At 50.5% G+C, this 15,251-nt stretch carries 6 protein-coding genes; all 6 read left to right on the top strand.

Going from position 1 to position 15,251, the window contains the following annotated elements; genetic code table 11:
- Positions 1-148 precede the first annotated feature (148 nt).
- The 6 genes from ppsA (at position 149) to ACI5FR_RS02775 (ending at position 15,170) form a co-directional block, all read left to right on the top strand.
- Positions 149-2,743 carry a phosphoenolpyruvate synthase gene (gene ppsA, locus ACI5FR_RS02800; RefSeq protein WP_405450013.1) on the top strand — a complete coding sequence of 865 codons (2,595 nt, stop codon included), beginning with the start codon at positions 149-151 and terminating at the stop codon, positions 2,741-2,743.
- Positions 2,744-3,928: 1,185 nt separating this feature from the next.
- On the top strand, positions 3,929-4,837 hold the full coding sequence (locus ACI5FR_RS02795; protein WP_405450011.1) for an ABC transporter permease: 909 nt from the start codon (positions 3,929-3,931) through the stop codon (positions 4,835-4,837).
- Between the two features lie 16 nt (positions 4,838-4,853).
- Positions 4,854-5,783 carry a carbohydrate ABC transporter permease gene (locus tag ACI5FR_RS02790; RefSeq protein WP_405450009.1) on the top strand — a complete coding sequence of 310 codons (930 nt, stop codon included), beginning with the start codon at positions 4,854-4,856 and terminating at the stop codon, positions 5,781-5,783.
- A gap of 63 nt (positions 5,784-5,846) precedes the next feature.
- Positions 5,847-7,418 (top strand): extracellular solute-binding protein, encoded by a 1,572-nt coding sequence (locus ACI5FR_RS02785; RefSeq protein ID WP_405450006.1) that lies wholly within the window; start codon positions 5,847-5,849, stop codon positions 7,416-7,418.
- A 55-nt stretch (positions 7,419-7,473) separates the two neighbouring features.
- On the top strand, positions 7,474-9,705 hold the full coding sequence (locus ACI5FR_RS02780) for a helix-turn-helix domain-containing protein (protein WP_405450003.1): 2,232 nt from the start codon (positions 7,474-7,476) through the stop codon (positions 9,703-9,705).
- A gap of 29 nt (positions 9,706-9,734) precedes the next feature.
- On the top strand, positions 9,735-15,170 hold the full coding sequence (locus ACI5FR_RS02775; protein ID WP_405450001.1) for an OmpL47-type beta-barrel domain-containing protein: 5,436 nt from the start codon (positions 9,735-9,737) through the stop codon (positions 15,168-15,170).
- Positions 15,171-15,251 lie beyond the last annotated feature (81 nt).

Genomic DNA, 15,251 nt, shown 5'->3' with positions numbered 1-15,251 from the left:
TATAAACGGACCCGGTGATATAATCGGGTTACGTCTTTTTGTATGGGTATGGTCATAGTTAGCTCATCTTACATCTTAAGTGTACCATGCCGGTAAACTGTTGTCAAATGTTTTTTCTCATTTTAATGGTTAGGAGAGATGATGTAGAATGAGTTCTTTGGTTCTCGATTTTCAGGAAATGGAAAAAACACAGCTATGGCTCGTTGGCGGAAAAGGGTTAAATTTAGGGGAATTATCAAAAATGGAAGGAATTCAAGTACCTGAAGGATTTTGTGTTACCACAGTGGGATATCGAAAAACCATCGAACGAAACGAAACGTATCATGCTTTGTTGGATCGACTAACTTTGCTTAAACCAGAAGATCGAGATCAAATTGGAGAAATCGGCAGGAAGATTCGGCAAATCATTATGGAAGCAGAAATTCCCTCCGATGTTGTGAAAGCAGTTACTCATTATCTCTCCCAATTTGGTGATGAACAGGCTTATGCCGTACGCTCTAGTGCGACTGCTGAGGATTTACCACATGCTTCTTTTGCTGGTCAACAAGACACCTATTTGAATATCATCGGCAAAGAGGCAATCCTGCAGCATATCAGCAAATGTTGGGCGTCCCTATTTACGGATCGCGCGGTAATCTACCGTATGAAAAATGGATTCGACCACAGTCAAGTTTACGTATCCGTTATCGTTCAAAGAATGGTTTTCCCTCAGGCTTCAGGGATTTTGTTTACTGCTGATCCGATAACCTCCAACCGAAAGGTGTTATCCATCGATGCCGGATTTGGACTTGGTGAAGCTCTGGTCTCTGGCTTGGTATCCGCCGATTGTTATAAAGTACAGGATGGGCAAATCGTCGATAAGAGGATAGCAACCAAAAAATTGGCTATCTATGGGCGAAAAGAAGGCGGAACAGAAACACAGCAGATCGATCATGATCAGCAAATGACTCAAACACTGACTGATGAACAAATTTTACAACTGGCACGCATCGGAAGACAGATCGAAGCTCATTTTGGTTGCCCGCAAGATATCGAATGGTGCTTAGTTGACGATACGTTTTATATTGTCCAGAGTCGTCCAATCACAACTTTATACCCCATCCCTGAAGCGAGCGATCAAGAAAATCACGTCTATATCTCTGTTGGTCATCAACAAATGATGACGGATCCCATAAAACCATTGGGATTGTCTTTTTACCTGTTAATTACTCCTGCTCCCATGCGTAAAGCCGGTGGAAGGTTGTTTGTTGATATCACACGTATGCTGGCCTCACCTGTCGGCCGGGAGTCTTTACTAACCCTGGGACAATCCGATCCGCTCATAAAAGATGCACTCACGACCATAATAGAGCGAGATTTTATCAAACTGTTACCAAATGATCAAACGGCACCGATTCCCAGCAGAAGCAATCCGGATACGCTGTCACAATTCGAAAACGATCCGGCAATCGTTTCTGAATTAATTAAGAAGAGTCAATCCTCCATAGAAGAGCTAAAGCAAAGCATCCAAGCGAAATCAGGATCGGATTTGTTTGATTTTATTCTGGAAGATATCCAGCAATTAAAGAAGATTTTATTTGACCCCCAAAGCACGCGTGTGTTTATGGCTGCTATGGATGCTTCAAAATGGATCAATGAAAAAATGAACGAGTGGTTGGGCGAAAAAAACGCGGCAGACACGCTTTCTCAATCCGTCCCAAACAATATTACTTCGGAAATGGGACTCGAGCTAATGGATGTCGCGGATGTGATTCGGCCTTATCCGGGAGTAATTGATTATTTGCAGCATGTAAAAGATGATAACTTTTTGGATGGACTGGATAAGTTTGATGGAGGAAGGGAAGCCCGAGACGCTATATATGCTTATCTCAGCAAATACGGAATGCGGTGTACCGGAGAAATCGATATTACGAAAACTCGTTGGAGTGAAAAACCAATTACACTTGTCCCCATGATTCTGGGTAACATTAAAAGCTTTGAGCCTAATGCCGGCAAGCGAAAATTTGAGCAAGGGCGCCGGGAAGCTTTGGAAAAAGAACAAGAGTTGTTGGATCGATTGAAGCAATTGCCGGATGGTGAACAAAAAGCAAAAGAAACCAAACGAATGATCGACCTGATCCGGAATTTCATCGGTTATCGCGAATATCCAAAATATGGGTATATCAGTCGCTATTTCGTGTATAAGCTGGCTATGCTGAAAGAAGCGGAACAGCTCGTAAAAGCGGGCGTTATTCATGAAAAAGAAGAGATCTATTTTCTCGCTTTTGATGAACTTCACGAAGTCGTACGCACAAACAAACTGGATTACCGGATCATCAGCAAACGAAAAGACGAGTACAAATTATATGAAAAACTCACTCCACCACGCGTTATCACGTCTGATGGTGAAATCATTACAGGGGAGTACAAACGAGAAAATTTGCCGCCTAATGCGATTGCAGGTCTACCTGTTTCTTCCGGAGTGATAGAAGGGAGAGCGCGGGTCATTATAAACATGGAAAATGCCGATCTGGAAGATGGCGATATATTAATCACTTCCTTTACGGACCCCGGCTGGACACCCTTATTTGTATCCATAAAAGGTTTAGTCACCGAAGTTGGCGGACTGATGACCCATGGAGCCGTTATCGCGCGTGAATATGGCTTGCCGGCAGTTGTCGGAGTGGAAAATGCCACCAGACTGATCAAGGACGGGCAACGAATTCGCGTGAATGGAACTGAAGGGTACATTGAAATCTTGTAATGGCTGAATCCGGCAAGTAAGAGCCTCGGGATAATGGTGACAACCTGTATGAATAAAAGGACAGTTATTGGCAGTATTGCAGTCATGACGCAGATCAGAGCCACAATGAAAAAAATGTTAAAGAGTGGGCTTATTCGGGCTTTTTCTTCGATCTCATTGCTGCCTCAACATCACACGCTATCGTAGGCGAAAGCCTTAGTCAAATTGCCTCACGATTATTCTTTCTTGTACTGGTTTCGCTTTCCTGGGCATTACGCCCACCGACACGTAAACTCAAAACTTAGTGAATTTTCAACTAAGCTGCTTCGCTATCGCCATACGAGTATTGAAGATCATTGGGGCTGCCGCGTGGCAGCCCTTTGCTACGCCAACGGGAGATTAGTTCAAACTGCTACCGCCTTCCGATGCCTTCGATATCTCGCAAACAAAACAGCCTTCTATGTAATTAGGAGTTCTTAAAAGAGGGCCGATCCTTGCGAAAGTTGTGAACAGCTGCTGACGGTTTGTATAAGTAAAGAACACGGACAGAATTCCTGTACGATAAGATGCATTCAAATACTACGCTGATGATCTCAAACCTCTGCCGCGCAAAATCGTAGCTAAGGCTTTTTTTGCCATTCTATTAGTCTACCTCTCCCTATCAATTTATCAAAACAAACATATATTATACTATGTCAGGATGAGAAGGAGGTAGATGGCCATGTCAATTTGTCACCAAGCTCATTTATTCATGGGACGACCTGTTCACGTTAGAACCATATGCGGCTGTTTTATCGGTACAATCGAATCCGTGGGGTCGGATTCCCTAGTTCTGCGTGAATGCATCAGTGGTCGGATTCATCGTCGAATCATTCGTCTTATCGATATTATTGCCATACTTTTGTTGTTGGGGATCTTATAAAATCAAATGGTGGAGCCATTCATGCAGCACGTCTCGAGCTCGCAGATTCACGCATAAGGGGATAGAGAGAGGCGCAAGCGATTGCGTCTCTTTTGTCTATTAAGCAGAATTGTAAACGTTTTTATGCAAATCCGTTTCCGCCAGTGGTTCGAATCGTTACTCTCGATTGCACGTTCCAAGTTCCAGATTCGCTTTTCGAACCGTATAGACAGTATTCGAACTGTTCAATGACGGCGAAATTCTTTAATGTGAACTCACAGGACAACTAGAAAGGAGAGAAGCATGTGGGTTTCATCAAGGAAATTGTGAGAAATCGTCAGCTCTATGTGCTGGCCGTTCCGGGAATCGTGTTTCTGGCTCTTTTCTCCTATATCCCCATGTTTGGACATTTGATCGCGTTCCAACGGTTTCAGCCCGTCAAAGGAATATGGGGAAGCAAATGGGTGGGGCTGGACAATTTCAAGTTTTTTTTCGGAGGACACGATTGGCTGCGGGTTACTTTCAACACGGTCTATCTGAATTTGCTATTCCTGATCTTCGGGCTCGGCATTGCCCTCGTACTAGCCATTACGATGAATGAAATCGGCTCCGCATGGATCAAGAAGCTTAGCCAATCGCTCGTTTTTCTTCCTTATTTCATCTCCTGGCTGGTCGTAAGCTTAATGATGCTGGCTTTTATGAGTACGGACGGACTGTTGAATCATGGGCTCAAGCAGATCGGCATCGGGGAAGTGAATTGGTATCAACGCGTACAATTGTGGCCGGTCATTTTAACCCTTGTCTATGTGTGGAAGTTTGCTGGGTACTTCTCCATCATCTTCCTAGCAGCGATCGTCGGCATCTCATCCGACTATTACGAATCGGCCAAAATCGACGGGGCTACCCGATTTCAACAAATCGTTCACATCACGATCCCTTCGATCCGCTCCGTCATTGTCGTGTTGATGCTGCTTGGAGTCGGACGCATCTTCTTCGGGGATTTCGGCATGATTTACGGCATTATCGGGGATAACTCCATTCTGTATCCGACAACCGATGTGATCGATACGTATTCGTTCCGGGCGTTGCGTCAGTTGGGCAACTTCGGGATGTCGTCGGCGATCGTATTGTACCAATCGGTCATGGGCTTGATGGCCATCCTTCTGTTCAACAGGCTAGCCAAAAAGATCGATCCGGATTCGGGCTTGTTTTAAGAGAAGGGAGGAAGGTATGAATCATACAGCCGTGACATTACCGAACAAGTCGGTTCGAGCTCGCATCAAGCAGGACCAGTCCTGGAGCGAAAAAGTATTTCTGATCCTCATGTATGCTTTCATCCTGTTGTTCAGTTTGGTTTGCGTGATTCCATTCTGGATCATCCTGGCGGATTCTTTCGCCTCCGAAGCGAGCTTCCTCCGGCACGGGTACCAGCTGCTGCCGAATGAGTGGAGCTTGGCCGCCTATAAGTATTTGCTGCACGGAGGGCAATTCCTCACCAGTTACCGAAACTCGTTGTTTGTTACGTTCGTCGGCACCGTGTTGGCCGTCGTCATGACGTCCATGTTTGCCTATGTGCTGGCGCACCCGAAGGTGAAGTACCGGCATGTTCTTTCCTTCTTGACGTACCTGGCGATGGTGCTGGGCGGCGGATTGGTCGGATTTTATATCATGGTGACGAACTGGCTTCATTTGAAGGATTCTCTCTGGGCGCTTATTGTTCCGTATGTATTAAACCCGTTCTATGCTTTCATCCTGGTCGCTTTCTATAAGTCGCTTCCGTATGAAATCAACGAAGCCGCAACGATTGACGGAGCGGGAGATATTCGTTTGTTTTCTACGATCATCGTCCCGATCTCGAAGCCGGTCATCGCGACCGTAGCTCTGTTCTACGCCATTCAGTATTGGAACGATTGGTATTTATCCTTGCTCTTCATCGATAATTACAAGCTGCATCCTCTGCAATTGATGATTCGTCAATTGATTTCGAATCTGAATGTGTCCTCCTATGTAGGGGGTGGCGCCGCCTATCAAGTAGCCGCTCCGACGAGCGCCATTCAATTGGCTACCGTATGCCTGACCATCGGTCCCATCGTCTTGTTGTACCCGTTCCTGCAAAAGTATTTCGTCAAAGGCATTACGATCGGAGCCGTGAAGGGCTAATTACTTGGGGTTTATCCGAGTCTCTCGGTTCACCTATAATAAAACTACTAGGAGGTCGTAGACATGAATGCGAGAAAAGCGACACGTGCAGCTCTAGCAGTCCTGATGCTGTCGGGAATACTGTCGGCATGTTCCGGCAAAGGCGCGGATTCTTCTGCCGCTAACGCCGACCCGTCCAAGCCGGGTGCTTCGACGAATGCTGCGGATCAGAAAAAGCTGGATCCGGTCACGCTGAAAATTATGGTGCCCGGGGATCGTCCGAAGGATTTCAATACGGTGATTCAAGAAGCGGAGAAGCGAATGGCGAATACGCTCAACGTCAAGCTGGACGTCGTATTCGTCCCGTGGGCGGATCTTGCTCAGAAGACGCAAGTTACGCTCTCTTCGGGGGAAGCCATCGACTTGATTTTCGATGCGCCATGGCTGCACATTACCCAACAAATCGCCGCAGGCAGCTATGCGCCGCTCGATGACCTGCTGAAGAAGTACGGCCCGAACATCATCAAAAACCGCCCGCAGCAAATGTGGGACGCCAACAAATTCGGCGGCAAAATTATGGGGATTCCGAACGGAAACTCCTTCCTGCAAGGACGGGTCTATTATGTGAGGAAAGATCTGCGCGAACAGCTCGGCATGGCGCCGATCAAAACCTACGACGACTTGATTAAATTCGCCTATGCGGTGAAAGAGAAAGTGCCGAACATGACGCCTATCATTCCGGCTGGCCAGGATGTGACGCAAGGCTTATCGGAAGGCGCCTTCCGCCATTATTGGTCGGACAATAAAGAGAATATCGCGCCTAGCCCGGCTCTCTCGGAATCGCTCATTCTGTATACGAAGAATAACGACGGCAAAGTGTACAACCTATTCGACCAGATGGAGCCCATGGTGTGGTCCTGGATCCAAAACGCCCGCAAGCTGTATCAGGACAAAATCATCAGCCCGGATGTGCTGGCCATCAAGGATCAGACCGAACCTGCCAAGCAAGGCAAAGCGGCGATCATTCCGCAAAATAATTTCGGCGTATCGAACGACATCCAGCAAGCGGTTAAAAGCGGGAACCCAAAAGCGGAATTTGAAGCGGTTACGTTTATGAATCAGGACAAGGGCAAGCTCCTGACGAATTCCCTGCAGTATAACTTCATTGCCGTTCCGGTCGTGAGCAAAAATAAGGAGCGCGCGATTCAATTCCTGGATTGGGCCAACCAGAAGGAAAATTACGATCTGCTGGCGTACGGGATCAAGGATAAGAACTGGCAGGCGATTGGGGACGACCAATACAAGTTTATCGGCGACGGCTACAAGTGGTTCCCGTATGTCTGGATCTGGAACCCGACAATGGACCGTCAAGATGCGAGCCAGGATGAAGCGACCAAGAAGCTGAACAAATGGACGGCGGATGCGAGCAATTTTACGGTCGACAAGCTGTCCGGATTTACGTTCGATAACGCTGCGGTCACCAATGAGATTTCGCAATACGTCAGTATCGAGGCGAAATACTATGCCGCCCTGTTCAATGGCGTTGTCGATCCCGATTCATACTGGGCCAAGTTTAAAGCCGAGGCGGCTCCTCTGGCCAAGAAAATTCAGCTCGAGGAACAGAAACAGATCGATGCGTTTTTGAAGAAGAAATAAAATTAGCTGTATGCTTTCATGAATAGGGACCAGTACGAATGAAGGGGAGTTCGGATTGCGACTGTTGCCAGAGAAAACGTACACTCGGAACTTTTTGAATATCGGAATCTTGTTCACGATTATCATTCTGCTATTCTCCTATTTGTTAAGGCAGCAATATGCCAAGATGGCGTATGACGACATCAATCACTTGATGAGCACGAAGACGGACAGCTTAAGCCAAGGGTTTGAATATCAGTTGGACCATCTGCGCTCTTACGCGTTAAGTATTTATCAAGACTCCAATATTTTCTCTTGGCTTATGTCCGATCAGAACGATCCGCTCGCATCGGCCGCCGCACTCAAAGCCGTTTCCAAGTTTATGAGCCTGCAGCCCTTTATCGATTCGACCTATCTGATCAACATGCAGACGCAGCAAGTCATTCATTCCAAGGATGGGATTCATCCGTTTGAGGAGTTTGCCGACCAGGACATGCTTACGCGCATTCTGAGTAGCCCTCCGACGACATTGAGATTTTTCAACCATACGCGGCAAGCCGAATCTTACTTGGCGTTGATCGTTCCGGCGAATAATGCCGCGATCGCGAGCCAAGGGTACTTGGCCATTCTATTAAACAAGAGCTTGCTGGAAAAATATTTATTGCAAAATCTGAACGACGCCGCCACGAGCATCCTGATTGTGGACGGATCGCAAAGTGTCATTCTCGGCGGTTCGGCCGAATTCGACGCCAAGCAATTGCTTGGGCAAAATCTGAATAACCATGAAGCGTACCTAGGCCATAATCAATACCTCATCCATTCCCATGCGTTCAAATTGGAAGATTGGACGCTTTACTCCACGGTCAAAGTGAAGGAGATCAGCAAAAACATTGACAGTATGCAGCTGCAAATATTGGGAGTGTGCTTGTTTCTGCTGTTGGTTCTGTCGGCACTGACCTATTGGAACTCGCGCCGGCAATTCAAGCCGTTCAGCCAATTGGCCAGCCAGATGAAACAAACGGTCATATCCTCTTCTTCCCCTTCGGAGCCTAACCGGAATACGGAATATGCCATCATCAAATCGGGGCTCGACCATATGGTCAAAACCGTCGAAGAGATGAACAGCGTGATTCGCAATCACCAGGAGGTGATCAAGAACGATTTTATGCGGCAATGGCTGCTGCAGGGTACCTACAACGAGGCCATTCAAGCGTATATGAACGCGAATTTGTCTCAGCTGCTCTCTTCCGACGTCATCTTGGCCGTCATGCGCATTAACCGGTTTCAGTCGTTCGCTGAACGTTATTCGTATGCGTCCAGGAAGCTGCTGATTTACGCGATGGGGAACATTACCGGCGAGGTATTGGGTAAATACGGCTTTGCATCCGAGAATGTCGATCTGGGCAGCGATCACTTGGCCGTGCTCATCGGCGGCGGAGCCCACGGCTCCGATCCTTCCGAAGCTTTGCGCGAGGCCGGGGAAGCGATCGGCGAATGGCTGCAAATTCAAGTAACCGCGGCGCTCAGTCATAAAACGGCCATCCGCGAAAATATGCGCAGCGTGTATGACCGGACCTACGATCTGACGTTATTAAGATTTTTTCACGAGCAGGATAAAGTGTACGTGGAGGAGGATTTGGGGCATTATTTGCCGCAGCGGCAGTCGGACTTGGACGAGAAGCTGGTTCAGAAGCTGATCCAGTCCGTTCGCAAATCCAATATGGATCAGGTTCGCGAACAATTGGACGAAATTTTCGCCCGGCTCCAGAACCTGACGTATGCCGAATGCCAGTTCCAGCTCAAGCTGCTGCTCTTCCATCTGTACAAAGCGTTCAATAAAGTGATCGCCGATCAAGAACAAGGCGGAATCGACCTGCTGCTGCAAAACTTCGATACCCTCTCGGATGTGAAGGACTGGATCTATCATCAGTTCGTCATCATCATCGACGGCGTCGCTCAGAAGCATTCCGCATCCAACCGGAAGGAGGAGCTGGCGGCGGAAATTTTCGACTATGTCAAGCAGCATCTTCATGATCCAATGTTGACACTGGAAAACATCGCCGATTATTTGGTGCTGTCCGTAAGCTACGTCCGGTTGGTGTTTAAAGAGACGTATCTCATTACGCTGTCCGATTTCATTCATCAAGAACGGTTGGAGCAAGCCAAAAAGCTGTTGACCAGTACGGATTGGCCGGTGCTCGACATTGCGGAAAGATCCGGGTTCCAATCGAAAACGACATTCTTTACTTCCTTCAAAAAATACACAGGACTAACGCCCATCCAATACCGGGAACAAAACCGTGAATAATGATTTAAAAATCAAAGGAGGCGATTAGATTGTTGACACGTGTAAGGAAGAAAATCGTAAGCGGTTTCCTCGCAGGGTTGCTGGCCTTTTGCAGCTTGCCGGTTTTGTCCGTGTCCGCGGCGGATAGCGGGCAGGAGACGCTGGACAATTTGCTGGCCGCGGATTTGGATACGCATTTTGACCGAGGAACAAGCCCTTTTACGATAACAAACGCTTCTTCCGGCGGCTCGCAGTCGATTGTGCCAATCAATGGAAACAATGCGCTCGAGTTTCGCGATGCTTCGCTCGGGTCGAATTTATCGAGCACATTTACTTATCGTTTGACAAACGGCAAGTTATTTAATCGCATTAATGAAATCTACAGCATGCCAGCGGGAAGCCCCGCGGTGGAGTTTGTTTTCGAATACAAGCTCGAACGCAGAGCTGCAAGCACCAAGCCCGTAGCCAAAGACATCTATGCCCAAATTCAGTTCGGCAACTTCGATAACAACCTGGTTCCGCGTTTTCCGACTGGCTCCCCGACGCCGAGCATGATGGGAACGGCCGCTTATCTGAACGATGAGCCGCAAGGCAGCGAAGTGCTGCAATCGGTTAACGATAAGGATATTACCAGCTATCGTTTCAAGATCATCCCGAATGGAGGGGTGCGCAAAATATCCAATATCGAGCTCGGCTTCTCCGTTCGCGTCGACGTCGACGGTACGGACGAAGCGTATGCAGTCGACGACTTGGCGGTTTACGAAGTGAAGACCGGGGGAGTAGTGGATACCGAGCCGCCGACGGTGCCGTCGAATGTTACGGTGAATGGAGTAACGGATACGAGCGTCGCCTTTAGCTGGACAGCATCGACGGACAATGTAGGGGTAACCGGATACGACGTTTACCGGGATGGCATTTATTGGGATAATGTAAGCAGTCTCAATTATTCGGTGGTCGGATTGTCCCCGAGCACATCCTATCGTTTCGCCGTAAAGGCGAAGGACGGGGCGGGGAACGCCTCGGGCTTCAGCGATGAAGTGTCGGCCGCTACGAATCCTTCCACCGGCGGGCTGCCCCAGCCGTTCGGAGACCGGGATATCGGCAGTGTGGGGGTAGCGGGCAGCGCCGTCTACAGCTCGGACACCGGCACGTACAAGGTGAAAGCCTCCGGTGCCGACATTTGGGGAACCGATGATGCTTTCCATTACATATACCAGCCATGGACGGGGGATGGGCAAGTCGTAGCGCGTGTGGCGAGTGTGGAGAATGTGGCCAGTTGGACGAAGGCGGGCATTATGATCCGCGGCAGCATGTCGAGCCAGTCGCCCTATGCGATGATGGCCTTGACGCCTGGCAACGGCTTGAATTTCCAGGACCGCCTACAAGCCGGTGGATCGTCTACTCTGACTGCAGGAACGACCAGCGCCTCGGCACCGTACTGGGTGAAGCTGGTACGCCAGGGCAGCTTGATCACTGCGTATTATTCCAGCGACGGTGCGTTCTGGAAGGTGGCTAAGCAGGAGCAGATCCATTTGCCGGACACGGTTTACTTCGGGCTGGCGGTAACGAGCCATGTCAACACAAGGTTGGCTGCGGCAGAATTCGATCACGTGAATGTCGGGAAGATCACGCCTACGCCATTGAATCCAAGCTCGCCTTATCCGGGGACGGTCGAGAGCAGGAAGCAATGGCTGTGGGACAGGACCAAATCCATGCTGGAGGAAAGCGGGCCGTTGAATATCGCGCAGTATACGGCACAGCTCATCGACGGCCAGGATACCGCGGCGAACCTGAAGAAGCTGGACACCCTGTTCCAGACCTATGACTGGGAGCAGTACAAGACGGTTAGCAAGATGTATGCGTATCTGCTGGCAGGGGATAAATTCAGCAGCACGATGATGAGCCATGTCCGGGAGTATTTCGCTCAATATGCGTATGCCAAGCTGGCGCAGACGGAGAATCTCCGGATGAGCAATTATACGGTGGGGTATCTGGTGGGCCAATATTTTCCCGACATCGTGGACTTGAACGGAAACTCCGGAGCTGCGCTGAGAAGCATGAACAGGGCCAACATCGAAGAAATGGTCCAGGCGGCGGTCCGCGGAGGCTGGGCGGAATACGAAAGCCCGGAATACACGTTCATGACCTACTTTTGTTTGAACGCCTTGTACCAATATACGGACGAACCGGATTTCAGACAAAAAATCAAAATGGCCATGGACGTCATGTGGTTCGAATGGGCCAATGACTGGATCAACGGAACCTTCGTTTCCTCCACCAGCCGGGCCAAAGGGGACAGCGTTTCCGCAAACGATCCGACCTGGAGGGGAGCGGACCATACGGCACTCTCGTGGATGTACTTCGGCCAGCACCGCGCGCAGGAAGGAATCGGGGATTCGGATTCCTACGTTCCAGCCGCCTACCGGCCGTTCCTGGAATACTTGGGCATGGTCATTGCTCCCGGCATGACCTATGCGCCGCCGGAAATGGCCGTCCGGATCGGGCAGTTCACCGACAAAAGCTACACCTCCCGCAAAACCAATCTGCAAAACTCCAGCGGCCGCAACCTGAAGGTGTACCGCCAGGCTTATGTGAAGCCGGTTTGGGGCATTGCCAGCGAAGTGACCTACAACCGGGTGGATAACTGGATAGAGAATATTCAGGTAGCGCTTCGCTGGCTATCCGATTCTCCGGCTTCCCTATTCCGAGTAAATGCCGACCAAGGAAACAGCCCGATCGGAAACTACGACCAGCCGGAGAACCACCGCCTGATGCAGGACGGCAAAGCGGTCATCGGCGTGTACAAAAATTTGGCCACGGATGCGACGCAAAATTATTTGAACGCCATGTTCCCGGACACGGGATCGATCAAGACGAAGGAAGAACAATCGGGATGGGTGTTTGTGGATACGGGGCCGATGTATTTTGCCTTCAAAATGATCAAACCGTACTCCTGGTATTACCAGACGCCTTTCGATCCGGCGAACAAGGTAAAAGCTTCGACCCAGCTCCATCCGACCGCACAGCTGTCCTACAACTATAATATTCTGCGCAGCCAGGCAGACCGGAACGGCTGGATTCTGGATACGGCGGACGCTTCCGAGTATGCGGACTTCGCCAGCTTCAAGAATGCGGTTTTAACGACTACGGCAGTGGACAGCTCCCGTGTGAACGACGCTAACCCGCGCCTGATTTACAAGAACTTGAGCGGACATACGATGGACATCACCTTCGATTTGGCTTCCGGTGCCTATAATGGCACGCACCAGATTGACGGAAAAGCGATCCCATACAATTCGTTCAAGCTCTTCGATACGCCTTGGCTTCAGCAGGATCCGAATTCAAACCTCTTTACCGCCACCCAGAACGGGCAGCAATGGATTTACAATTTCGCCGACTGGACGATTACGAGGGGCGGGGAGGCTGTAGCTGTCCCTAACAACAGCTTCGAGAACGGAACGGCGGCCGGGCCTGACAGCTGGACCTTCAACAGCCTGGGAGGTGCCTCCGCTGGCACATGGGATGCGTCTGCCGCCAAGACGGGCAGCCATTCGGCGGCCATCGCCAACGGGAATGCGGCCGATGAAGGGAGCTGGAACACGGCAGGCAGCAATCGGATTGCGGTTCAGCCCGGATATGACTATGCGCTTCAGGCTTGGGTGAAGACAGCCGGGATCCAAGCGTCGGAAGGGGAAGGAGTCCGCGTCGGAATGACCTTCTACAAGAGCGACGGATCTGCGCTGGCCGGCAGTACGTTCGTTCCGACCGGCTTAAGAGGAACGAACGACTGGACTCTGGTGTCCGCAAACGCCACGGCACCGGCTGACGCTGCGTGGATGAGCATCAATTTGGACCTGAAGGGAGCCGGAACGGTCTGGTTCGACGAGGTGAGGCTGACAGCCAAACGGCACATTGCCCTGACCGGTGTGACGCTGAACGCGTCGGCGCTTACTTTGGGGGCAGGCAAAACCGCAGCTTTGACCCCCGCTTTCCAGCCGCGCGATGCGACGAACAAATCGGTCAACTGGAAATCTGACCGGCCGGCTGTTGCGACAGTGGACGCGGTCGGTCAAGTAACGGCGGTGGCTCCGGGAACGGCGGTTATTACCGTGACCACAGAGGATGGCTCCTACACGGCGGAATGTACGGTCACCGTCATCTTGGAGCCGCTGTTCGAAGACGGCTTTGCCGATGGAATCGGCAGCTGGGATTTGTTCGGCAGCACGGCATGGCAAGTACAGGGCAGCGGCACGAATGCCGCACAGCTGGCCGGCTCGACGACGTTAGGTTTTCCCCAGCGGGCGGTGGTGAAGATGTCCCTGCTTCCTTACAGCTCCCAGGATTACAGTCTCGGCTTCACCGCCAAGGGAGACCGCTTCCGGACCATGTTCCGGTACAGCTCCAACACCGGCTATTATTTCCTGGAATTCAAGGACACGAATACGGTGGAGCTGTGGAAGTATCCCCAGTCCGCCACTCCAGCTCAAGTGGGGACGACTGTCGATATCAGCGCTGTTATCCCGGGCTTCAATCTGACGGATTGGCATCAGTACAGGGTGGATGTCAAGGGATCCGACTACAAGCTGTTCATTGACGGGACTTTGGTTGCGGCTTTCAACGACACTTCCCTAACGGCCGGCGGGGTCGGCTTCGCTCTGAAAAGCGTAGGCCCGGCCGTAAGTCTGAACGTGGACCACGTAACGGTGATGCCGATCATCGCGCCGGCTGACGATACGCCGCCGGTCACGGCGGCCATTATGGCTCCGGCTTTGCCGGATGGGCAGAACGGGTGGTATGTCCATCCGGTGAGGGTCACCTTAAACGCATCGGATGATCTTTCGGGCATAGCGAAAACGGAGTACAGTCTGGATGGCGGCAGCAAATGGCTAACTTATGCCGGGCCGGTAACGCTGAACCAAGACAGCATGTATACCGTCAGCTATCGTTCCACGGACAACGCGGGAAATGTGGAGGCGCACCAATCGTTCAGCTTCAATCTGGATGCGACTGCGCCTGCTATTACGGTTTCCGGTTTAGTATACGGTTCGTACACCGATTCCGTGGATATTACGCCTATTTTTACGCTGAACGACAACTTGTCCGGGGTAAACAGCAGCAAGACAACCGTGACTCTGGATACGTACAGTGTTCAGCAAGGTGCGACAATTCCACTTTATACGCTGCCTCTCGGTCCGCACACGCTTATCGTAACGGCAAGCGATCTGGCAGGAAATACGAGCAGTCAAAGCGTGCTGTTCCAGACATCGACAAGCATTCAATCCATACAGGCCTTGGTCACACGCTTTACGAATATGGGATGGATCGACAACGCAGGGATCGCCAATAGTTTGCAAAGCAAGTTGGCCGAGAACGCTCTGGTAGATTTCTTACGCGAAGTGAAGGCGCAAAGCGGTAAGCATCTCTCTGCGCAAGCCGCAGGCTACTTGCTTCGGGATGCCCAGTACTTGTTGAATTCTGGCCAGTAACCTCATTTCGATCCGAAGCCTCCCGCCAAACAGGGATCTCCTGCATGGCGGGGGCGTTCTACCATTACTGGAGGTGAATTA

This window comes from Paenibacillus sp. HJGM_3, assembly GCF_045062745.1.
Lineage (GTDB): Bacteria > Bacillota > Bacilli > Paenibacillales > NBRC-103111 > Paenibacillus_AA.
This window is presented reverse-complemented; position numbering and strand designations above follow the sequence as displayed.

Bases quoted from the DNA above. Each gene is read 5' to 3' on its own strand.
- ppsA (WP_405450013.1), top strand. From the start codon at position 149: ATGAGTTCTTTGGTTCTCGATTTTCAGGAAATGGAAAAAACACAGCTA.
- ACI5FR_RS02790 (WP_405450009.1), top strand. From the start codon at position 4,854: ATGAATCATACAGCCGTGACATTACCGAACAAGTCGGTTCGAGCTCGC.
- ACI5FR_RS02785 (WP_405450006.1), top strand. From the start codon at position 5,847: ATGAATGCGAGAAAAGCGACACGTGCAGCTCTAGCAGTCCTGATGCTG.